This is a genomic window from Rhizobium centroccidentale (assembly GCF_030182565.1).
In the GTDB taxonomy this organism is placed as follows: domain Bacteria; phylum Pseudomonadota; class Alphaproteobacteria; order Rhizobiales; family Rhizobiaceae; genus Rhizobium.
The window spans coordinates 566,977-589,335 of sequence record NZ_JAQJCG010000003.1 but is presented as its reverse complement, the minus strand read 5'-3'; the positions used below and the strand labels follow the sequence as shown (position 1 = coordinate 589,335).

The following is a 22,359-nucleotide window of genomic DNA, read 5'->3' as shown; positions in this document are numbered from 1 at the left end:
TCAACTTTTCTTGGCTTGGCGGCGGCCGAGCATGGTCATGACTGCAAGCGCCAGCAGGATGATGGTGAAGGAGAAGAGCGTCGTCACGGTTCCGAGCGCATAGAGCACCGGCGTCGTGACATTCGTCGTCATGCCGTAGATCTCGAGCGGCAGGGTATTGTAGGTGCCTGACGTCATCAGGGTGCGGGCGAACTCGTCATAGGACAGCGTGAAGCCGAACAGACCGACGCCGATCAGGCTCGGAGCAATCATCGGCAGCACGACATGACGGAAGGTTTGCCAGGAGCTGGCGCCGAGATCGCGGGCTGCCTCCTCATAGGCCGGCGAAAACCGGTTGAAGACAGCAAACATGATCAGCACGCCGAAAGGCAATGTCCAGGTCAGATGCGCGCCGAAAGCCGATGAATACCAGGCCGGCGCGATGCCGCCTTGCTGAAAGACGACACCGATCCCGAGGGAAATGATGATCGATGGGACGACGAGGCTGGCGACCGTCGCATAGAACAGGAATGTCGATCCGCGAAAGCGACGGCGAAAGGCAAGGCCCGCCAACAGCGAGACGACGACGGTCACAATCATGACCATCACCCCGAGGATCAGGGAGCGCTGGAAGGAGGCGCCGAAATCGCCGACCGCCTGCTTTTCGAAGAGATTGGCGAACCAATGCAGCGAGACGCCATTCAACGGGAATGTCAGGCCGCCATCCGGCCCCTGGAAAGACAGGATGATGACCGCCGAGAGCGGACCATAGAGAAACAGCACGAAAATAGTGAAGAAGATCGCGAGAACATAAAATTCCAGGCTGCGCTTTTCGCGGTTCATCCTAGAGCTCCTTGCGGATATCGACGATGCGCAGGATGGCAGCGACCATCAGCAGCACGACGATCAGAAGCACGACCGCATTGGCGGCGGCTGCTGGATATTGCAGCAGCGACATCTGGTTCTTCATCATCAGCGCGATGGATGCGCTCTGACCGCCAGACATCACCTGCACGGTGGAAAAATCCGCCATGACGAGCGTGACGACGAAGATGCTGCCGATCGCCATGCCGGGCTTGGCAAGCGGAATGACCACATTCCACAGCACCTGCCATCCACTGGCGCCGGCATCCCGCGCGGCTTCGAAGAGAGAACGGTCGATGCGCATCAGCGTGTTGAAGATCGGCGTCACCATGAAGAGCGTGTAGAGGTGCACCATGGCGAGCACGACGGCGAAATCGGAATAAAGCAGCCATTCGATAGGCTTTGGGATCAGGCCTATCTCGATCAGTGTCGAATTGACCAGTCCGTTGCGCCCGAGAACGGGTATCCACGAGATCATGCGGATGATGTTGGAGGTCATGAAGGGCACGGTGCAGACGAGGAAAAGGATCATCTGCGTCGAGGTGCGGCGAATATGGAAAGCCAGAAAATAGGCGACCCAGAAGCCGATGAAGAGCGTCAGCGCCCAGACAATTACCGTAAATTTCAATGTATTGAGGTAGGTTTTCCATGTAACCCACGAACCGAGCGTATCGGTATAATTCGTGGTGAGGAATGCCGGATAGAGGCCGGCGAAATCATAATCCCAGAAACTGACGATGCCGATCATGGCGATCGGCAATAGGAAGAAGAAGCCGAGAATGAGAAAGAGCGGCGTTGCCTGCAGATAGGCCACCGCCCAACCGGGTACGGCAAATCTGCGTCCGGTTTTCTGAGTTTCCTGCTCCGCATCCGAGGAAGCGATTGTCGCCATGGTCCGGCCTCTCCATTGGTAGGATCCTCTCCCCGTTTTGAAGGGGAGAGGAGATGACGGATATGCAGCTTAGGCAGCGATGAATTCGTTCCAGCGACGGACCATGTAGCGGTCCTCATCCATGACCGAATTCCAGCAGGCGACTGCGCCCATGCGGGTTTCGAAGGAACCGCCGTCGCGAACGGCGCCGGCCTTCTCCATCACCTTGCCTTCGGGAGACAGGATATCGCCCTGCGCCGGCTTGCCTTCGATCCAGTAACCCCATTCGTCGGCCGACATGAAGTTCTTGGCCGTTTCCATGCAGGCGGAGTAATAGCCCTGGCGGTTGAGGTAGCCGCCGACCCAGCCGGAGGTGTACCAGTTGATATATTCATAAGCCGCGTCGAGCTCGGCGCCCTTGAGATGCGAGGCAAGGCCAAGGCCGCCGCCCCAGGCGCGATAGCCTTCCTTGAGCGGCTGGAAGGTGCAGGCAATGCCCTTGGAGCGGACGGCGGCAACCGCCGGCGACCACATGGACTGGATGACCACTTCGCCCGACGCCATCAGGTTGACGCTTTCGTCGAAGGACTTCCAGAAGGCACGGAACTGGCCGTCGCCCTTGGTCTTGATCAGGAACTCGATGGTCTTGTCGATTTCCGCCTTCGTCATGTTGCCCTTGTCGGCATATTTGATCTTGCCGGCGGCTTCCATGATCATCGCGGCATCCATGATGCCGATCGACGGGATATTGAGGATCGCGGTCTTGCCCTTGAAGGCCGGATCGAGAATGTCGGCCCAGCTGGTGATCGGACGACCCGTAAGATCGGGGCGAATGCCGAGCGTATCGGCATTGTAGATGGTCGGAACCATCGTCATCCATTGCGTCGGCTCCTTGGCGAATTTCTTCGAGCCCTGCCCTTCGACGAAGCCCACCGTGTGCGGCGCCGTGCCCTGTGCGATGACGCTGTCGGGCTTCAGCTTGCCGTTGATGAAGAGCGGCACGATCTTGTCGTAATATTTGAGCTTCTTCACGTCCATCGGCTGCAGTACGCCGGCCGGGAATACCTTCTTGGCGATCCAGTATTCGATGTCGGCGATATCGTAGCTGTTGGGTTGGGTGACGGCGCGCTGGGCGGCAGCGTCTGAATCGGTTGCCGTCATCTCCAGTGTGATACCGAGATCGGCCTTGCACTTCTCGGCAATGGCATTGATGTTCGAAACACCGGTGCCGAACTGGCGCAGCGTGATGTTGGTTTTGGCCCAGATGGTCGGAAAGCCGGTGATGACACCGGAGCCGGCCATGGCGCCGAAAGCGGCGGCGCCGGTCTTCAGCAGTGAGCGGCGGGAAATGCCTTTCGCGGTCTTGGTAGTCTTGGTTTCAGTGGTCATTGTCAGTTCCCCTTTTTTAATGCTTGAGATTTTCATGCGGACATACGGCCAAAAAGGATTGCATCCTCCTGAGCCCAACTCAGCGAGACGGTGTCGCCGACTGCCATGGATCTGGCGGCAGCATCGTCGTTGCTGGCGATCACGGTGAAATCATCGCTACCGGCACCAATGACGGTGATCTTCAGCGTTGCGCCGCGATATTCGACATTGGAGACCACGCCGTTGAAGCCCAGCCCTTTGTCCGATGGCTGCGAAAGCCGAACGCGGTCGGTGCGCACGGCGATGTCGACGGTTTCGCCGACGGCGCGACCTGCCCCTTTCACCGAGAAGCCCTGCCCTTCCGGCGCGGTCATGGTGATCATGCCATCTTCGCTCGACGTTATCCGACCGGACAAGACGTTATGGTCACCCATGAAGCGGGCAACGAAGGCCGTCGCGGGATGTTCGAAAACCTCCCGCGGCGAGCCCGCCTGCTCGATCCGGCCGTCATTCATGATGACCATGATATCGGCGAGCGCCATCGCCTCTTCCTGGCTGTGCGTGACATGGACGAAAGTGATGCCAAGCGACTTCTGTAGCTTCTTCAGCTCGGCGCGCATGCGGATTTTCAGGAAGGGATCGAGCGCCGATAGCGGCTCGTCGAGCAGCAGCGCTTCCGGATCGGTGATCAACGCACGGGCAAGCGCCACGCGCTGCTGCTGTCCGCCCGAAAGCTGAGCCGGACGGCGGGTGGCGTAGGCTTCCATCTGCATCAGCTTCAGCATGTCGAGCGCCTTGGCGCGGCGTTCGTCCTTGTCGACACCTTTCATCTTCAGACTGAAGGCGACATTGTCGATAAGGTCGAGATGAGGAAACAGCGCATAGGATTGGAACATCATCGCCGTGCCGCGTCGGGCGGGCGGAAAATCCGTAACGACAGTATTTCCGAGCCTGATGTCGCCCGAGGAAATGCCTTCATGGCCGGCGATCATGCGCAGCGTCGAGGTCTTGCCGCAACCGGAAGGCCCGAGGAAGCAGCAATAGGAGCCTGCCGGTATTTTCAGGCTGATCGCATGGACAGCCGTGGTCGTGCCGTAGACCTTCGAAACGGACACTATATCGATCTCTGCCGCTTTCGACATCATCTTCCCCTTTGGTTTGGGAAAGACATTGCATCAATCGTGCCAGTTCTGCTGCGTCCTACTAACCAGCTGTAATTTCTATATTTTTTATCGGCCGAGAAATTTTGCCCCTGGAGGGGCAACTGTGAATATGCACAGGAAATAGGCTATTGTGCGCGATTTATGCAAAATATTGTATACACTTTCGGCCATAATCTGCATCAGATTTCGTTTAACTTCCGCGCGAAACCTGTCTATCATTGCAGCCAGTTATTCAGGCTGCCGATCATGAATTCTTCAACAGATGCGCTTTTGACGCCCGGCGATGCTACCGACAGCGGTGCGCAACAGATTCGCGAGGCCATTCGCGACGCAATCGTCGAGCGCCGGCTAGCACCGGGCACGAAATTATCCGAGAGCGATGTCGGCGCTCTCTTTAACGTTAGCCGGACATTGGCACGTGCCGCCCTACAGGCTCTTTCCTATGAGGGACTCGTCAGCGTGGAGAAGAATCGGGGCGCTTTCGTCGCCTATCCTTCGCCCGAGGAGGCGCGGCAGATATTCGCTGCGCGTCGTCTGGTCGAGCCGGGCATAGTGCGATCGGCAGCCGAGCATATCACCGCGCCTCAGCTCGCACAGCTCCGGCAACTCCTCGTGGAAGAAGGCCGCTTGATGGGAGAGCGCGGTCAACCCGCGCGCCGCGCCGAGATCAAGGCTTCGGGCGACTTCCATCTGATGCTGGCATCGATATCGGGCAATCTCATCATGCAGCGCTTCATGGAGGAGCTTGTCGCGCGCTCGTCGCTGGTAATTGCACTCTACGGACAATCAAGCGCCTCCAGTTGCGGCCATGCCGAGCATGGCGATATCATCACCGCTCTGGAGCGCAAGGATGTCGACACAGCCTGTGACCTGATGCTTCATCATATCGCGCATATCGAAGCCGATCTCGACCTACGCGAGCGCAAGAGTTTCGGTCTGAAAGAGGCGTTCGAGCGGTAAGACATCCGTCACCCAGGCGGTTCGCGCGAGACCGGTAGCCATGGATTCAAGGAGAAAAAATTGAGCACGATCGAAACGCTCTTTACCCGGGCCAAGCTTGCCGACGGCTCCATCAAGGATATCGGCGTCACGGGCGGGCGGATCGTGTCGATCACGGAGACTGGAGCGCCGACTTCTGCCTCCGAGCTTATCGACCTCGAAGGCATCCTCGTGGTGCCGGGCTTTGTCGAAGGGCACATTCATCTCGACACCAGCTTTTACGGTGACGCCTGGATTCCGCACAAGCCCTGCACCAACGGCTTCGATGTCCATGAGCGCGTCGCCTTCCAGGCGCAAAACATGGCGCAGGCCGCACCGATGGACGAAAGGGCCAGAAACCAGCTCGACCTCTGCATCGCCAATGGCAGCACATATATGCGCAGCCACGTTATGGTGGACGGTTCCGTTGGATTGAAGTCGCTAGAGACTGTGCTTGCCGTACGCGAAGAATACCGCGGATTGATCGACATCCAGCTCGTTGCCTTTCCGCAAAGCGGCATTCTGAAAAGCCCCGGCACGCCTGAGCTTCTGGATCAGGCAATCGCCATGGGTGCCGATCTCGTCGGCGGGCTCGATCCGGCAAGCTTCGATCGCGATGTCGAAAAACATCTCGATGTGGTTTTCGGTGTCGCCGAGAAGCATGGCGTCGATGTCGATATCCATCTTCATGACGGCGGCACGCTCGGCCTCTTCACCATCGAGCAGATCTGCGCCCGCGCGCGCAGTCTTTCCATGGGTGGGCACGTCACGATCAGCCACGCCTATGGACTTGGCGATCTCTCGTTCGAGGCGGCCAAGCGCGCCGCGGACCTCATCGCCGAGAGCGGTGTCTCCATTATGACGAATGCACCGGGTGCCCACTCTTTCCCGCCAGTCGCCTTGCTTCGTACCGCTGGCGTTACCGTCTTCAGCGGCAGCGACAATATTCGCGATTCCTGGTGGCCCTATGGTGATGGCGACATGCTGGGCCGCGCAATGATGATCGGCTATCGGTCGGGCTTCTATACGGACGACGAATTGAAGGTCGCCTTCGATGTCGTGACCGAGAGCGGCGCCAAAGCTCTGCGGCTGGAGGGCTACGGCTTGCAGATCGGGGCAAAAGCCGATTTCGTTACCTTGATGGCGGAGCATGTTCCCGAGGCGGTCGTTGCAGTGCCGAAAGGACGCGCAGTCTACAAGGCGGGCAAACTCGTCGCCAAGGATGGGGCCGTCCTGCGGCGCTGATCAAGCACCGGGACTTACGAACTGGCAGGCCTGCTAGCGCTTCAACTCCCGCTCGAATTTTTCGATCTGCTGCAGAACCCATGGGTCATCGGCGGAGTGTTGGATCGTTTCCTGTTCTGGCCGCCGCTTGCGGCGAATCCAATCGATGAAGGCGCGAAGCAACCGCATGTGGGGTATCCGATTTTTTCAGTATCTGCGAGGCCCGGCGACTAGGCTCGAAAACCAATGGAAGCCGGGCCTCGACGACCGCAAGGCGTTGCGGTGATTGCCCTTTTGCCCGCGCGAAAATGAACGCTGGCTGAACATATTGCACGGCACGATGGTTTCCTCGCATCTTTGCAGCCACTGAGAGAAAGCCTGCAAACCAATCTCATTTCACGAATGAAGAGCTTTTTTACTTGAGCGTACCGCTATCGGCAAAACTGACCTAGCCGGAAGAGAAGACGACCGTTAGACAATGCCGCGTCGCTTCCGATTTCCCCGGAGCGGCACAAGCTTAGCCTCGCCTGTGCGGGGCTTTTTTCTTTTCGGCCTATGCTTTTCTGCGCCGCGGCTCGCCGCCTGGTGCGTAGATCATGTCCTGCTCGAAAGGAAACACCGAACCGCACCTGCAGCGCACCATATGCTTGCGCGGATCGGTCGACGGCCGTTCCGTGGAAAAGCCGCGCGGCATCTCGTCTATCTTGAAATCGCGGCTCATCGCCCGACGATCGTCAGTTTCGGAAACTTCGGCAAAGCCGGTGTGGTCGCATTTCGCGCATTCCAGCTTCCGTGAATATCGATCTCTAGCGGCCATTCTCTTCCAGCCCGGGACTCACAACACGTTCCTTCTATCAGCGCTGTCGGCACTCTTGAAGGCCGCAAACAACCTTCATTGCTGCTCGCTTTGTGCCCTTAAAAATTTAAGGGCCACAAAAAATGTCCGAGCCAAGAAAAAGAGATTGACCTGATGGCAGATGTCAGACCAATTTACCATCCATGACAAAACCCATGCTTACCCCTCTTCCTTCCATCGACCGGACGCAGCAAGTCATCGAGGCGCTGTCGATCTTCATCGAATCGTCGAAGCTGCGGGCGGGCGACCGGCTTCCGACCGAACGTGAGCTGATGGCAGCGCTTTCGGTGGGACGCTCCACCATTCGCGAGGTGATCACCTACTTCCAGGCGCTCGGCGTCATGGAGACGCGCAAAGGCAGCGGCACCTACCTGCTGAAGCCGGTTTCGAAGGCGACGATTCATATGCCGCTTTCCTTCAACCCGTCACACCTGCGCGATGCGCTGCTGCAGACGCTGGAGGTCCGCCGCGGCATCGAATGCGAGGCCGGCATGGTGGCTGCGAGAAAGCGAACCAACGAAGATATCGTCATCATCGAAGAGAAGCTCAACGAGATGGAGCGCGTGCACATGGCCAAGGGCACATCCGGGCCTGAGGATCTTGCCTTCCATCTTGCCGTCTATGACGCCACGCATAACCCGCTGTTCCGGCAGCTTCTCGAACAGATGCGCGAAACCTTCGAGCGCTTCTGGGAGCATCCTTTCGATCGGCAGGATTTTGCTCGCCGCTCCTTCCCCTATCACCGCACGCTGTTCAACGCGATCGTCGATCAGGATCCCGAGGCTGCGCGCGCCGAAACACTGAAAATTCTCGACGTCGTCGAGGAAGACATCAAGGAAATGTCCCAATGACCGACGGGCTAGAGCCGTTCGAACTCGCATCCCTTATTACAGCTCACGACGACGGCAATTTTGCCGAAGCCGTCGTGCCGCCGATCTTCCAGACCTCTCTGTTCACTTTCTCGAACTACGACGAGATGATCGCCTCCTATCGCGGCGAAAAGGTGCGGCCGATCTATACGCGCGGCCTTAACCCGACGGTGCGCATGTTCGAAGAGATGCTGGCGAAGCTGGAGGGCGGCGAGGATGCGCTCGGTTTTGCGAGCGGCATGGCGGCGATCTCATCTGCAGTGCTGAGTTTTGTCGAGCCAGGCGACAGGATCGTTGCGGTCAAACATGTCTATCCCGACGCCTTCCGCCTCTTCGGCACGGTTCTAAAGCGCATGAAGGTGGACGTGACCTATGTCGATGGTCGCGACGAAGAAGCCGTTGCGAGGGCGCTTCCCGGCGCCAAGGTTTTCTACATGGAAAGTCCGACGAGTTGGGTTATGGAAGCGCACGATGTCGGCGCACTGGCCGCCCTTGCGAAGCAGCATGGCGTCGTTTCGATGATCGATAACAGCTGGGCCACTCCCTACTTCCAGCAGCCTTTGAAACTCGGCGTCGATCTCGTCATCCATTCCGCCTCCAAGTATCTAGGCGGCCACAGCGACGTCGTCGCCGGCGTCGTTGCCGGCTCAAAGGAGATGATCGCGCGCATCAAGGCCGAAGCCTACCCTTATCTCGGCGGCAAGCTTTCGCCCTTCGACGCATGGCTCCTGATCCGCGGCCTGCGCACCCTGCCGATCCGAATGAAGGCGCATGAGGCGGCTGCAATGACGATCGCCAAGCGCCTGCAGGAGCTCGATGTCGTCGAACAGGTCTGCCATCCGGGCCTGGCCAACCGGCTACCATCCGGCCTGAATGGCACCTCGGGCCTGTTTTCTTTCATCTTCCGCGAGGGCGTCGATATCCGCGCCTTTGCCGATCGCCTCACGCTCTTCAAGCTGGGTGTGAGCTGGGGCGGACATGAGAGCCTGATCGTGCCGGGCGAAGTCGTGCTGCAGCAGAAGGCACAGCCGAATTCAGCGCATACCTTCGGCATCAATCCGCGCTCCGTACGTCTCCATATCGGCCTCGAAGGAACCGAGGCCCTGTGGAAGGAACTCGAGGAGGCAATCGCCGCCGCCTCGTGACATCGTCAATCTGAGAGGAAAATCCAAAAAGGGGAACCAACATGAAAAGACTGATAACAGCAGCACTCTTTACCGCTTTGATGGTCGGCACCGCCTTTGCCGATACAACGCTGAAGCTCGTGGAAGTCATCACGAGCCCGGAGCGCACCGAGACGCTCAAGTCGATCGTCGCGAAGTTCGAAGCCGCCAACCCGGGCACCAAGGTCGATATTATCTCCCTGCCCTGGAACGAGGCCTTCCAGAAATTCGCCACCATGGTCTCGGCCGGCGATACGCCCGACGTAATGGAAATGCCTGATACCTGGCTGTCGCTCTACGGCAATAACGGCATGCTCGAAAGCCTCGAGCCCTACCTCGCGAAGTGGGAACATACGAGTGAACTGACGCCGCGCGCGCTTCAGCTCGGCCGCGATGTCAAGAACACCGCCTATATGCTGCCCTACGGCTTCTATCTGCGTGCCATGTTCTACAACAAGAAGATCCTGAAGGACGCCGGCATCGCCGAGCCGCCGAAGACGATGGACGAATTCGTCAAGGCATCCGAGGCCATCTCGAAGCTACCGGGCAAATACGGTTACTGCATGCGCGGCGGTCCGGGCGGTCTCAACGGCTGGATGATCTTTGCCGCCTCCATGGCCGGCGACAACAAATACTTCAAGGATGACGGCACCTCGACGATGAACAGCCCCGGCTGGGCGAAGGGCATCGAGTGGATGGTCGATCTCTACAAGAAGGGCTATGCGCCAAAGGATAGCGTCAACTGGGGCTTCAACGAAGTCGTCGCCGGCTTCTATTCCGGCACCTGTGCGTTCCTCGATCAGGATCCGGATGCGCTGATCGCCGTTGCCGAACGCATGAAGAAGGATGATTTCGGCGTCGCACCGCTGCCGAAAGGCCCGGATGGCAAATCCTTCCCGACCATTGGCTATGCCGGCTGGTCGATGTTCTCGACGAGCCAGAACAAGGATCTGTCCTGGAAGCTGATCGCAACCCTTGAAGGCAAGGAAGGCAATCTCGAGTGGAACAAGAAGATCGGCGCGCTTCCGGCCTATACGGCCGCGGAAAAGGACCCCTTCTACGCCGGTGATCAATTCAAAGGCTGGTTCCAGGAACTAGCCGATAAGGACACCGTTCCCACAGTGATGCCGACCTATCTTGAGGAATTCGCCTTCTTCAAGGATTCGCTCGCGATCAAGACGTCGCAGCAGGCGCTGCTCGGCGATATCTCGGCCAAGGATCTGGCCGATCAATGGGCCGATTATCTGACCAAGGCCCAGCAGAACTTCCTAGCCAAGAAATAGAACTTACATGCGGCGGCGGAGCGATCCGCCGCCATCTCTGTGCAATTGAAACAGACGGCGTTCGAACGCCGCGAATGGGAACTCTTGCAGATGACTTCGATCACCGACACGCTCGACAGGCGTCACGACCGCAGGCCGTGGCTGAAGCGCCTCGCCGACGCCTCGGAACCCTATCTCTACAGCGCCCCTGCCCTGATCCTCATCATCGCCGTGATGCTGGTGCCGCTGGCGATCGGCATATCCTATGCGTTTCGCGATATTCAGCTGCTCAATCCATTTTCCGGCGGCTTCATCGGCCTGGAGCACTTTCGCAATCTCTCCAAGGATAAGGCCTTCTACTGGGCGCTGAAGAATACGCTTTGGTGGACCGGTGCTTCCGTGGTGCTGCAGTTCATCTTTGGGCTAATCCTGGCACTTCTGCTGGACAAACCCTTCTTCGGCAGATCGATCGTCCAGGCACTGGTATTCCTGCCCTGGGCCGTTCCCTCCTTCCTCGCCGGCCTCAACTGGTCCTGGCTGTTCAACCCGGTCATCGGCCCGATCCCGCATTGGCTCTATGGCATGGGCCTGATGAGCGAGCCGGGCAATATCCTCTCCGATCCGAACTATGCGATGTGGGGGCCGATCATCGCCAATGTCTGGTGGGGCATCCCTTTTTTCGCGATCACGCTTCTGGCCGCGCTTCAGGCGATCCCGCGCGATCTCTATGAGGCGGCTTCGATCGACGGCGCCGGCTGGTTCGAGCGCTTCCGCTCGATCACGCTTCCCTTCCTGGCGCCGACCATCGCCATCACCGTCCTGTTGCGTACGGTCTGGATCTCCAATTTCGCCGATCTGATAGTCGTCATGACGGGCGGCGGCCCCGCTGACCGCACACAGATTGTCGCCAGCTACATCTTCACGCAAGCCTTCAAACGGCTGGATTTCGGCTATGCCTCGGCCATCGCTCTGGTGCTGCTGGTTCTCCTTCTCACCTATTCCATGCTGATCATCCTGCTGCGGCAGACCCTGCTGAACAAGGATTGAACCATGAGACGATCCGTCCTTCCCACCATCGCGCATCGGCTGGCAATTCTCTGCTACGTCGCCTTCGCGCTCTTCCCGCTCTTCTGGTTGCTGAAAGTGTCGGTGACGCCGAATGATCTGCTCTATACCGAAGGTGTGCGCATGTGGCCGTCGCGCACGACCTGGGAACACTATGCCTTCGTGTTGCAGCACAGCGATTTCCCGACCTTCTTCAAGAACAGCCTGATCGTCTCCGCCTCAACGGCGATCGCGGTCACCATTTGCGCGTCACTCTCCGGCTATGCGCTCTCGCGCTTCAATTTCCGCGCCAAATACTGGATCGTGGCGCTGATGCTGCTGACGCAGATGTTTCCCCTGGTCATGCTGGTCGCGCCGATCTTTAAGATCCTGACGCCGCTGCACCTGACCAACAGCCTGACCGGGCTCGTTATCGTCTACACGGCTTTCAACGTGCCTTTCGCCACCTTTCTGATGCAGTCTTTCTTCGACGGGATTCCGAAGGATCTCGAGGAGGCGGCCATGATCGACGGCGCAACGCAGTTTACCGCCTTCCGGCAGATCATCTTGCCACTCACCTTGCCCGGCATTGCGGCAACGCTCGGCTTCGTCTTCACGGCGGCATGGAGCGAACTGCTTTTCGCGCTGATGCTCATCAACGGCAATCAGGCCGCGACCTTCCCGGTCGGGCTTCTTACCTTCGTCTCGAAATTCTCCGTGGATTTCGGGCAGATGATGGCAGCGGGCGTCATGGCGCTCATTCCGGCCGCGCTCTTCTTCCTGCTCATCCAACGCTATCTCGTGCAGGGCCTGACGGCCGGCGCGGTCAAGGGTTAGTCACATGGCATCGATCGATATTCACAACGTCAAGAAAGCCTACGGCCATGTGCAGGTTCTGCACGATATCGACCTTCGGATAAAGGATGGCGAGTTTGTCGTCCTCGTCGGCCCTTCGGGATGTGGCAAGTCCACCTTGCTTCGGATGATTGCCGGCCTCGAGGATATCAGCGGCGGCGAAATCCGCATTGCCGACAATCGTGTCAACGAGCTGCATCCGAAGGACCGCGACATCGCCATGGTCTTCCAGTCCTATGCGCTTTATCCGCATATGAACGTTGCCGGCAACATGAGCTACAGCCTACGGCTGCGGAAGGTGGCCAAGGATGGCATTGCCAAGGCTGTCGCCGGTGCGGCATCCAAGCTCGGCCTCGATCCGCTGCTGGAGCGTCGGCCGAAGGCTCTCTCGGGTGGCCAGCGCCAGCGCGTCGCCATGGGCCGCGCCATCGTGCGGCAGCCGAAAGCCTTCCTGTTCGATGAGCCCCTATCGAATCTCGACGCCCGCTTGCGCGAGCAGATGCGAGCGGAAATCAAGAAGTTACATGGCGATCTTAAAGCGACGTCGATCTATGTCACTCACGACCAGATCGAGGCCATGACCCTGGCGGACCGCATCGTTGCAATGCATGGCGGGGTGGTTCAGCAGGTCGGCAGCCCGCTCGAACTCTACGACCGCCCCGCCAATCTTTTCGTGGCCGGCTTCATTGGTTCACCCGGCATGAACTTCCTTGATGCCACTTACGAGGGCAATGCCGTCAAGCTCAAGGACGGCACGCTCGTGCCGCTTTCCAAGCCGCTGCAACTGGCCGCCGACACCAAAGTGACGCTCGGCATTCGCCCGGAGCATGTCGTGCTGTCGTCCAATCCGTCCGACATGACGGCCAATGTCGAACTGATCGAACCCACAGGCTTCGGCATCATCCTGCATCTTTCTCTGCACGGCCTGCCGTTCAAGGTGTTCACCTTGGATCGCACCGCTCTGAGCGCGGGGACACAGGTCAACGTCTCCTTCCCGGCACAGCATCTGCATGTCTTCGATGAGGATGGAAAAAGGGCGGCTTGACGGCCGCCCCGACTAAAACTCTCAACTCGCAAACGGTTTCGTCGGTCCGCTGGATGGTTGCGTAAACCAACACGGACCATCCGTCGTCATATAGATGTGATCCTCGAGCCGAATGCCGAATTTCTGGGGAAAGACGATCATCGGCTCGTTTGAGAAGCACATGCCGGGCGCGAGTTCCGTCGTGTTGCCGCGCACGATGTAAGGCTCCTCGTGAATTTCGAGGCCAAGGCCGTGACCGGCACGATGCGGCAATCCCGGCAGCTTATAGTTCGGCCCGAGCGAATGTCTCGCCAGCACGGCGCGCGCGGCATCATCGAGGCTGGAACAAGCGGCGCCCAGCTTTGCCGCGTCGAAAACGGCCTGCTGCGCCTCGCGTTCGATCGCCCAGGCATCCTCGAAAGCACTATCGCCGCTCTTCAGCTTGTATGTCCGCGTCAGGTCGGAATGATAGCCGTCAATGCGGGCGCCCGTATCCACTAGAATGACATCGTCTTCGCCAAGCGTCTGATCGCCGTCTGCGCCGTGCGGCAGGGACGTCGCTTCACCGAAGGACACGATGCAGAAGGTCGAGCCGCCATCGGCACCGGCCTCGCGATGACGCCGGTCGATAAATTCGACCACTTCCGACGCGAGAATCCCCGGCTTGAGCAAGGCATGGGCCTGCTTGTGCACATCCAGTGTCAGGTTCATGGCATATTGAATGAGCGCGATTTCGGCTGGGGACTTGATCCGGCGCAGGCCATTGATGATCGGCCCGCCATTCACAAGCCTTTCAGCTCCAAGCTCGACGGCCAGAGCGTTGTAGAAGTAAAGCGGCATGCTGTCGTCGAGCGCCAAGATGCCCTTATCTCCCAGCACGCGGGCGATGAGTGCCACGCTGCTTTCTTCCTCCTGCCACTCCAGGATTTCGGCCGGCAGATGCGGCAGGGTCTCAACCCTGCTGCGCTCGAAGCCCGGAACGATATAGTAGAGGTCTGTCGGCGACACCAATGCGCCGAGAAACCGCTCGCTTGCATGCCAGACGAGTCCGGTGAAGTAGCGCAGGCTCTCGGTCGGCCCGAGCAGCATGCCGGCCCATCCCTTTGCATCGAGCAGCTTTCGAAGCCTTGAAAGGCGCTCTTGTCTCTCCTCCTCGGTGATCCGGGGTACTGGGTGTTGCCACGACATTCCTACTCTCCTCAATAATGCTCGTCCTGCATACCCTTATCATCGCGGCATGCGGAGCGGCGCCGACACTATCGCTCCTGCAAGACATATGTCGACAAGGAAAATACAATTACTGCCTTTCCGAAGGTCGCCGCCCCATTCGATAGCTAAATTATTTGACAGCGCGAATACGGCTCCAGTGGTTCACTGCTCTCATCGAAGCAACCGATGGAGTATCGACATGCAAGCCACAAGCATCATCACCTCTTCCGAACAGGTCCACGCCTTCCGCAAGATTCGACGCTCATTTTTCTCGTCGTTGCTGGACCTTGCACGTACGGTCGTACGCAAGATGGTTGAGCGCAGGAACCGCAATGCGCTTCTGGGACTGTCGGACGATCAATTGAAAGACATTGGCCTTTCCCGCGGCCAGAATGGAAGCGATGTCCATATTTATAGCCGCTACTAAAAAGATGGCGCAGGATGTGTTAGGCTTCACTGGTGTGGCGGGCGTCAACGCCGGGATGGGGAAGTTCGGCATGTCAGAAATTACGACCGCCTTGCTGCTGAAGACGAAAACTGTCCTCATCCGCGATATCGTCTGCAATGGCGAATGCCGGCATAAGAGTGGTGAGGAATGCGCCCACAAGACGAGTCTCGTCTATCCCTATCGCGGCGTTTTCAAGCGCCACGTCGACCAGAGTGATGCCGTAGCGGAAGCAAATCAGGTGCTGTTTTTCAATAAGGGACAGGGATATCGAATCAGTCATCCTGTTGACGGCGGTGATTCCTGTCTCGATCTCAGTATAGATGAGAGCGTCCTTCACGAGCTCGCGCCAAAAGAACAGGTTCAGTCCGGCGAAAGCGTCATCTTCCGTCGGCAGCACCGACGCATCGATCCGCGCGCGCAGGCGCTCGTGGCGATGCTTCGCCACGGGCTTAGCCGCAATATAGCCGAGAGCCTCGAAGGCGAAACGCTGGCATTAACCCTGGTGCGCCGCTCTCTCGGCGAGCGGACATCGCATGCGGCCGGCGCAAGTTCCGGCCGGCAGAAGCTCGTCGATCGGGCAAAGCTCGTTCTGTCCTCCGATCTCGCACGACGCTGGACGCTCGCGGAGATCGCGAAAGACGTGGGAGTCTCGCCCGTTTATCTGACGCAAGTCTTCCAGCAGGTGGAAGCCATCCCTCTTTACCGCTATCAGCTACGGCTTCGGCTGGCACGCGCGCTCGATCTCCTCGCTTCCTATGACGACCTGACCATGCTCGGGCTCGATCTCGGTTTCTCCAGCCATAGCCATTTCAGCGCCGCGTTCAAACAGACCTACGGGCAGACCCCGGCGGAATTTCAGCGTTCGGCGCAATTGAAGCCGAAGCGCTACGCGGTTCGCTAAAGATTCCGACAGCGCCGACATGATGATCGGTGCTCTTATGATCCTGCCCCGGCAAGGGGATCGATCAGGAAAGGATCACGAGATGAAGAGAACCACATGTGCGGCTTGCGACTGCGAACTCGGCGCCGAGACCATCAAGGTCAATCTCGGCGGCAAATCGGTGGAGGTGTGCTGCGAGGAATGTGCGGTCGCGTTGAAGGAGGCGGATCAATCGACATCTGCTGCTTCCGGAAGCAGGGAATAGCAAACACCGTGGAGAGAACTGTCGCCGAGCGACAGCTCTCTCCATCTACGACCTGCGATTAGCCCCACACGCCGCTTGTTGTTACACCAGAGGCGAACTTTAAGGCGACAATAGAGGAAATTGTAATGAAGCATTGCTGTCAGGCTATCGGCAAACTTCGTTCGCAATATTCCCCTCGCGGGAAAAGTTAAGAAACATATCGACGTATTGCATTCATAAGGCCCCATTAGCTTTTGCTGCAGTTACTCGTAGCGAAGGCATTGATTATGAAGAAACGACTTATCGTCGCGGCTTTATTGGCAACAGCAATTGGCGGCGCAACCGCTTCGGCTTATGCAGCCGGTGCAGAAATCGCATCCGACCAGCAAAAGCCCGCAGGCGCCGAGACCGCGCAGCCGGGTCCGGTCGGCCCACCATCGGACGGCTGGTATTTCCAGGACCGTCATCCCGAAGGGCCGATGATGGCCTTTGGCGGCGGCATGCCCATGCCGCCGGGACCTCCGCACAGACCGAACCCGGCCCTAATGATCGCGGAAAAATTGTCGGCGCTCGAAACCTTGATCGGTGTCCGCAGTAACCAGCTCGATGCCTGGCGAGATTATACCAGCGCCCTGGTCGATCTCCTGAGGCCTGCGAAGAATGAGCTGCCAGACCCGCCGCCTATCGATGACGCCGCCGCGCCCCAGGCCGCCCGTCAGGGCGACGGGCAAGCTCAGCTTTTCGGAGAGCGCCTGGCCGATCGCGTACTGGATCGCGCCGCCAAGGCCAAGGCTCTCAAGGACAGCGCCGTCGCTCTGCACAACGTGCTGAACGCCGATCAACTCACCAAACTGGCGGACGCGGAGCGATCGCTCGTTCCCGGCCCGCATCCGTTCCACTGATCACCACGACAGACCATTTCCCCTCCGCTTCCAACCAACCGAGATCCCCCCGGACGCCCCTGTTGGTTGGAAGGAGCGGCCCTTCGCCGGGCCGAATGGTCCGGGAACGCCCCGCCCGGCGCTCCCGGACCGATGGCGTGTGCGCAGCGCCATCCTTCTTCGCAGAGGAAAAGCGATGGTCTTCCTCATGCTCCATGCCTTCCTGGCCTCAATCGAGGCCAGCGCATAGGATCAACAAGCCAGGGATGGAAATCTTGCCGATATGTTTGCGCTCAAACACGGGACCGTCGAATATTGCCATTGCCGCCATAGTCGTCGGAACATTGACAGGCTGCGTCGTAGGACCGGATTATAAGACGCCCGACCTTGCCGTGCCGGCGCATTGGGAGAGTAAGACGTCGAAGAAAATACAGCCGCCGCAATTGTCGCAATGGTGGAAACGGCTTCGTGATCCCACGCTGGATGCTTTGATTGAGGAGGCCGTCGCAGGCAGTCTCGATGTTGCAACAGCGAAAGCAAAGATACGCGAAGCTCGCGCGACCTATCGCGAGCAAAGTGGCGCACTTCTTCCGACCGTTGAGGGGACAGCATCGGCAACGCGCAACCGAACGGCTGCCTCTGACGGCACCCCTGCCAGCGTCTACAATGAGTACGAGCCGGGATTCGATGCAAGCTGGGAACTCGACCTGTTCGGCGGCAACAAACGTGCCGCCGAAGCTGCGAAATACGGCGTCGATGCCGCGGAAGAGGATTTACGCGATACGCTGGTAACGCTCGTCGGGGATGTTGCTTCCTATTATGTTCAGGCCCGTGAGTATCAGGCTCTGCGTGACCTGGCGCAGCGCACCGGCGTCTCACAGCGAAGGACGGCGGAACTGACACAAGCTGAATTCAAGGCCGGGACAGCGACAGCCATTGACGCTGCGAAAGCAGCAGGCGAGGCCGCCAGCACTGAGGCGGATATTCCAACCTATGAAACCTCCTATGCGCAGGCAGTTCACAAGCTTGCCGTACTCCTTGGCAAACCGCCAGCAGCCCTCGACGAACGTCTAAAGACCGGCGGTGCCATTCCCCGACCGAAGCTTGATGTCTCGACAGGTATTCCCGCCGATATCCTCTTGTCCCGCCCCGACGTTCGCAGTGCCGAGCGCCAACTCGCACAATATACCGCCAAGATCGGTCAGGCCGAGGCAGATCGCTATCCTTCAGTCTCGTTGACGGGCAGCATCTCATCATCTGCCACAAGCATTTCGGACCTTGGCAAGAAGTCAACGATCGGCTGGTCGTTCGGCCCATCGCTCACCGTACCGATATTCCAGGGTGGTCAGCTCAAGGCTGCGGTGGATATCGCCAAGGCACAACGCGACCAATATTATATCGCCTACCAGTCGGCGGTCTTGACGGCTATGCAGGATGTCGAAGATGGCATTGTGTCACTGACGCAAGAGAGACTGAAAAACGCCAAGCTTGTCGTTTCCGCCGCATCTTATCGCAAGGCGGCAGACTTGTCCCACGAGCTAAATCAGGCCGGCGCAGTCGATTACCTTAACGTGCTTGATGCGGATCGCTCAGTCTACAGCGCCGAAAGCTCGCTTATCCAAAGCACTGCAAATATTGCTTCAAATTACATTTCCCTCAACAAGGCGTTGGGTGGAGGCTGGGACGGACAGGTCGATGTCTCCGCGCCTGTCGTCGTTGACGCCGATATGGGTCCACATCTGGCCAAGGCCAAATAATCTCATGCTGAACACCCTAGAACACAATGCACCAGCGACCGTCAGCCCGAAACGGGCCAAGGACGCAAGCTCTCTTCCCGCCAGAGTGCTTCCAAAGCGGAGCATCAGACCGCGGCACATGCTCTATGCCGGTCTCCTTGCCCTTGCCGCAATCGGCATTCTCTCCTTCCGATACGGCTATTTCGACCGGCAGGCGACATCGGCCATCACGGCGCCGGTGACGCGAGGCAATGTCGAGGAAGCCGTGCTCGCATCCGGTACCTTCAGGCCGATCAAGCTGGTCGCGGTCGGCGCACAGGTTTCCGGTCGGATCACGGCACTTCATGTCAAGCTTGGCGATACCGTCAAGAAGGACAGCCTTGTTGCCGAAATCGACTCGACCACACAGAGCAACGACCTGAAGACCGCTCAAGCCTCCCTGGCGAACGTTAGGGCACAGCGCCAGGAAAGCGAGGCCGATCTTGAAAACGCGCAGACGACGCTCATTCGCCAGCAGACGATCTTCCATAACCAGGCAGGCTCCAAGGCGGACCTCGACAGTGCGCAAGCGAGCGTCAAGAAGATTACTGCCCAAATTGCCGCTCTCGACGCGCAAATCACATCGGCCGAAGTCGCGGTGGAAACCGCGCGCGCCAATCTTTCCTACACGCGCATCACGGCGCCGATGGACGGCACGGTGCTCGCCATCGTCAACCAGCAGGGCCAGACGGTGAACGCGGCGCAATCGGCGCCGACGATCGTCATCCTCGGACAAGTCGATACGATGATCGTTCGCACCGAGATCTCCGAAGCCGATGTCGTCAAGGTCAAGGTGGGGCAACCGATCTATTTCACCATACTTGGCGATCCGAGCAGCCGGTATGAGGCCACATTGCAGTCGATCGAGCCGGCACCTGAATCGATCACCAGCGACAGCAGCATCACCTCGTCGTCCACCGCGACGTCATCGAGCAGCAGTACGACGTCGTCATCTTCGACCTCGGCGATCTACTACAACGGTGTGTTTGCAGTGCCGAACCCCGATAATTACTTTCGCACCTATATGTCGGCGGAGGTTCACATCGTTCTCGGACAGGCCAAGAATGTACTCACCATCCCTTCCTCCGCATTGGGCGCCAAATCAAGCGAAGAATCCCGCATCGTTCAGGTCGTAAACGACAACGGCAAGAGGATCCGACGTAATGTCATGGTCGGCCTCAACAACAACGTCTCTGCGGAAATCCTGTCCGGCCTCTCTGAGGGAGAGAATGTCTTGGTCGGCGAGGCGAGCAATGCAGCCACCAAGAGCAGCAGTGGCGGCCCTCCCCCTCCAATGGGGTTCTGATGCATGCCTTCTCCGATTATCGAATTGAAGCGCGTGCGCCGCGAATATCAATCCGGGGATCGCACGATCGCGGTCCTGCAGGATGTCGATCTATCCATCGCCGAAGGCGAAATGGTCGCGATCGTCGGGCCTTCCGGCTCGGGGAAATCCACGCTGATGAACATCATCGGTCTATTGGACCGTCCGACTGCCGGCACGTATGCGATCGCTGGCGAAGAGACGCATCGCCTAGACAGCGATGCGCTATCCAAACTGCGCAGAGAGCATTTCGGCTTCATCTTTCAGCGCTATCATCTGCTTTCCGAGCTGACGGCGATCGGCAATGTCGAGGTACCGGCCATCTATGCCGGGCAACCGAGTGAAACAAGACGAGCGGGCGCGGCAGCGCTTCTTGAGCGGCTCGGCATGAGCGAACGAAACAGCCATCGCCCGGGCCAGCTTTCGGGCGGCCAGCAGCAGCGAGTTTCGATCGCTCGCGCCCTGATGAACAATGGCAACGTCATTCTTGCCGACGAGCCCACGGGCGCCCTAGACCGGCAGAGCGGTGAGGAAGTCCTGCGTATTCTGGGCGAGCTCCATGGCGAGGGCCACACGGTCGTGATCGTCACTCACGACATGAACGTCGCCGCGCGCGCCGATCGCATCATCGAGATCTCCGACGGACGGATCGTCGCCGATCGACGTACGCGCAGCGAAGTTCCGGCATCGCGGACTTCCGCTACCATGGCCAGCTTCGGCAAATCCGGCTGGCGAGAGATGGTCGGCCGGCTGACGGAGGCTTTCCGGATGGCGCTCCTTGCACTCAAGGCCCATCGGCTGCGTACGTTTCTGACGATGCTCGGTATCATCATCGGCATAGCCTCGGTCGTCAGCGTCATCGCGCTCGGCGAAGGATCGCAGCGCAAGGTTCTGGAAAATATCAATAGCCTCGGCACCAACACGCTCGAAATCTTTCCCGGCAAGAGCTTCGGCGATACGCGCTCGGGTCGCATCAAGACTCTGGTGGTCGCCGACGCCGATGCATTGGCGAAATTGACCTATGTCGCCGCCGTTACGCCGACCGTCTCGACGAGTAGCACCGTGCGGTTCGGCTCGACGGAGGCGAACGCCCTCATCAATGGCGTGGGAGATGCGTATTTTTCCGTGAAAGGATCGAAACTTATCACAGGAAGATTCTTCGATGCGGATAGCGTGACGCGCTTGTCGCAGGATGCGGTCATCGATCAGAACACTGCGACGACCTTGTTCGCCGACCGCGGGCTCGATCCGCTCGGGCAAACCATTCTCGTCGGCAAGGTTCCCGTGCGCATCATCGGCGTCATCGCCTCCCAGCAAGGCGGCTTCGGCTCAAGTGACAATCTTTCCGTCTATCTGCCCTATACCGGCGTCCAAGCCCGCCTGCTGGGCGACATGTCCCTGCGCAGCGTTACGGTACGGGTCGCCGACAATACCGAAAGTTCTGCGGCGGAGGCGGCCGTCACACAGTTTCTGGAGCGGCGCCATGGCACCAAGGATTTCTTTATCCTCAATACAGACGATATTCGCCAAACCATTACCAGCACGACCCGAACGATGACCCTGCTCGTCTCGGCAATCGCCGTCATATCGCTGCTGGTCGGAGGTATCGGCGTCATGAACATTATGCTCGTCTCGGTGTCAGAGCGTATCGCCGAGATCGGCGTGCGCATGGCAGTCGGCGCGAGACGCCAAGACATCCTCCAGCAGTTCCTGATCGAAGCCGTCCTCGTATGTCTGCTGGGTGGTGCTTTCGGCATCGCGACCGCGCTCGGCTTCGGCTTTGCTTTCAACTATTTCGGATCGAACTTCACGCTCGTTTATTCCGCAAGTTCGATCATTCTGGCCTTCGCATGCTCTTGCGCGATCGGCCTGACCTTCGGCTACCTGCCGGCCCGCAACGCATCGTTGCTGGACCCTGTCGCGGCATTATCAAGAGACTGATATTCTGGGAAAAAATCAACGACGGAGCCGGAAAGCAATCCGGCTTCGCCATTCGTGTTGGGGGCGTCATGGCGAAGCCGGGTATGCGGGGCGACCAAAGCCTGCTCGAGCCAAGCTACTGATCGATCACGATTTTA

Annotated in this window: 22 protein-coding genes; 15 read left to right on the top strand and 7 right to left on the bottom strand. The window is 58.8% G+C overall.

What is annotated here, in order from left to right; genetic code table 11:
- From PH562_RS06575 to PH562_RS06560, 4 genes are all read right to left on the bottom strand, one after another.
- On the bottom strand, positions 1 to 822 hold the full coding sequence (locus PH562_RS06575) for an ABC transporter permease (protein WP_069615545.1): 822 nt from the start codon (positions 820 to 822) through the stop codon (positions 1 to 3).
- Between the two features lies 1 nt (position 823).
- A complete protein-coding gene (locus tag PH562_RS06570; protein WP_285172122.1) occupies positions 824 to 1,735 on the bottom strand; it encodes an ABC transporter permease in 912 nt (303 codons plus the stop codon).
- Positions 1,736 to 1,804: 69 nt separating this feature from the next.
- Positions 1,805 to 3,103 (bottom strand): ABC transporter substrate-binding protein, encoded by a 1,299-nt coding sequence (locus PH562_RS06565; protein ID WP_113231242.1) that lies wholly within the window; start codon positions 3,101 to 3,103, stop codon positions 1,805 to 1,807.
- A gap of 32 nt (positions 3,104 to 3,135) precedes the next feature.
- On the bottom strand, positions 3,136 to 4,224 hold the full coding sequence (locus tag PH562_RS06560) for an ABC transporter ATP-binding protein (protein WP_285172120.1): 1,089 nt from the start codon (positions 4,222 to 4,224) through the stop codon (positions 3,136 to 3,138).
- A gap of 267 nt (positions 4,225 to 4,491) precedes the next feature.
- On the opposite strand from PH562_RS06560, the gene PH562_RS06555 reads away from it, so the two are divergent.
- Positions 4,492 to 5,205, top strand: a complete 714-nt coding sequence (locus PH562_RS06555; protein WP_113231281.1) for a GntR family transcriptional regulator — start codon at positions 4,492 to 4,494, stop codon at positions 5,203 to 5,205.
- A gap of 60 nt (positions 5,206 to 5,265) precedes the next feature.
- Positions 5,266 to 6,468, top strand: a complete 1,203-nt coding sequence (locus PH562_RS06550; protein WP_285172119.1) for an amidohydrolase family protein — start codon at positions 5,266 to 5,268, stop codon at positions 6,466 to 6,468.
- A 33-nt stretch (positions 6,469 to 6,501) separates the two neighbouring features.
- On the opposite strand, the gene PH562_RS06545 is transcribed toward PH562_RS06550, so the two are convergent.
- Both PH562_RS06545 and PH562_RS06540 read right to left on the bottom strand, forming a co-directional pair.
- Entirely contained in the window at positions 6,502 to 6,636 is a 135-nt protein-coding gene (locus tag PH562_RS06545) for a hypothetical protein (RefSeq protein ID WP_274538728.1), read from the bottom strand.
- 364 nt (positions 6,637 to 7,000) lie between these two features.
- Positions 7,001 to 7,264, bottom strand: coding sequence for a hypothetical protein (locus tag PH562_RS06540; protein ID WP_285172118.1), 264 nt, complete (start codon positions 7,262 to 7,264; stop codon positions 7,001 to 7,003).
- Positions 7,265 to 7,458: 194 nt separating this feature from the next.
- Between PH562_RS06540 and PH562_RS06535 the strand changes: the two genes are divergently transcribed.
- The 6 genes from PH562_RS06535 to PH562_RS06510 all read left to right on the top strand — a co-directional run bounded on the left by PH562_RS06535 (position 7,459) and on the right by PH562_RS06510 (position 13,541).
- Complete coding sequence (locus tag PH562_RS06535) at positions 7,459 to 8,154, top strand: FadR/GntR family transcriptional regulator (RefSeq protein ID WP_285172117.1); 696 nt, start codon at positions 7,459 to 7,461, stop codon at positions 8,152 to 8,154.
- Positions 8,151 to 9,317, top strand: coding sequence for a PLP-dependent transferase (locus PH562_RS06530; RefSeq protein ID WP_113231239.1), 1,167 nt, complete (start codon positions 8,151 to 8,153; stop codon positions 9,315 to 9,317). The genes PH562_RS06535 and PH562_RS06530 overlap by 4 nt, the downstream gene beginning before the upstream one ends.
- Before the next feature lie 41 nt (positions 9,318 to 9,358).
- Positions 9,359 to 10,618 carry an ABC transporter substrate-binding protein gene (locus tag PH562_RS06525; RefSeq protein ID WP_285172116.1) on the top strand — a complete coding sequence of 420 codons (1,260 nt, stop codon included), beginning with the start codon at positions 9,359 to 9,361 and terminating at the stop codon, positions 10,616 to 10,618.
- A 90-nt stretch (positions 10,619 to 10,708) separates the two neighbouring features.
- Positions 10,709 to 11,644 carry a carbohydrate ABC transporter permease gene (locus tag PH562_RS06520; RefSeq protein ID WP_285172115.1) on the top strand — a complete coding sequence of 312 codons (936 nt, stop codon included), beginning with the start codon at positions 10,709 to 10,711 and terminating at the stop codon, positions 11,642 to 11,644.
- A 3-nt stretch (positions 11,645 to 11,647) separates the two neighbouring features.
- Entirely contained in the window at positions 11,648 to 12,478 is an 831-nt protein-coding gene (locus PH562_RS06515; protein ID WP_113407750.1) for a carbohydrate ABC transporter permease, read from the top strand.
- 4 nt (positions 12,479 to 12,482) lie between these two features.
- Positions 12,483 to 13,541, top strand: a complete 1,059-nt coding sequence (locus tag PH562_RS06510; protein ID WP_285172114.1) for an ABC transporter ATP-binding protein — start codon at positions 12,483 to 12,485, stop codon at positions 13,539 to 13,541.
- Between the two features lie 21 nt (positions 13,542 to 13,562).
- Here PH562_RS06510 and PH562_RS06505 read toward each other — a convergent pair whose 3' ends face one another.
- Positions 13,563 to 14,708: a M24 family metallopeptidase gene (locus PH562_RS06505; protein ID WP_285172113.1), complete on the bottom strand. Its 1,146-nt coding sequence runs from the start codon at positions 14,706 to 14,708 to the stop codon at positions 13,563 to 13,565.
- Between the two features lie 220 nt (positions 14,709 to 14,928).
- Here PH562_RS06505 and PH562_RS06500 point away from each other — a divergent pair, with 220 nt between their 5' ends.
- The 7 genes from PH562_RS06500 (at position 14,929) to PH562_RS06470 (ending at position 22,222) form a co-directional block, all read left to right on the top strand.
- Complete coding sequence (locus tag PH562_RS06500) at positions 14,929 to 15,156, top strand: DUF1127 domain-containing protein (protein ID WP_285172112.1); 228 nt, start codon at positions 14,929 to 14,931, stop codon at positions 15,154 to 15,156.
- Between the two features lie 70 nt (positions 15,157 to 15,226).
- On the top strand, positions 15,227 to 16,078 hold the full coding sequence (locus PH562_RS06495; protein ID WP_285172111.1) for a helix-turn-helix transcriptional regulator: 852 nt from the start codon (positions 15,227 to 15,229) through the stop codon (positions 16,076 to 16,078).
- Positions 16,079 to 16,160: 82 nt separating this feature from the next.
- Positions 16,161 to 16,322 (top strand): hypothetical protein, encoded by a 162-nt coding sequence (locus tag PH562_RS06490; RefSeq protein WP_285172110.1) that lies wholly within the window; start codon positions 16,161 to 16,163, stop codon positions 16,320 to 16,322.
- 266 nt (positions 16,323 to 16,588) lie between these two features.
- Positions 16,589 to 17,203, top strand: a complete 615-nt coding sequence (locus tag PH562_RS06485; RefSeq protein ID WP_285172109.1) for a hypothetical protein — start codon at positions 16,589 to 16,591, stop codon at positions 17,201 to 17,203.
- A 245-nt stretch (positions 17,204 to 17,448) separates the two neighbouring features.
- Positions 17,449 to 18,939, top strand: a complete 1,491-nt coding sequence (locus PH562_RS06480) for an efflux transporter outer membrane subunit (RefSeq protein ID WP_483315320.1) — start codon at positions 17,449 to 17,451, stop codon at positions 18,937 to 18,939.
- Between the two features lie 4 nt (positions 18,940 to 18,943).
- Entirely contained in the window at positions 18,944 to 20,263 is a 1,320-nt protein-coding gene (locus PH562_RS06475) for an efflux RND transporter periplasmic adaptor subunit (protein ID WP_483315319.1), read from the top strand.
- Between the two features lie 3 nt (positions 20,264 to 20,266).
- Positions 20,267 to 22,222, top strand: coding sequence for a MacB family efflux pump subunit (locus PH562_RS06470; RefSeq protein WP_285172108.1), 1,956 nt, complete (start codon positions 20,267 to 20,269; stop codon positions 22,220 to 22,222).
- Positions 22,223 to 22,359: the final 137 nt, after the last annotated feature.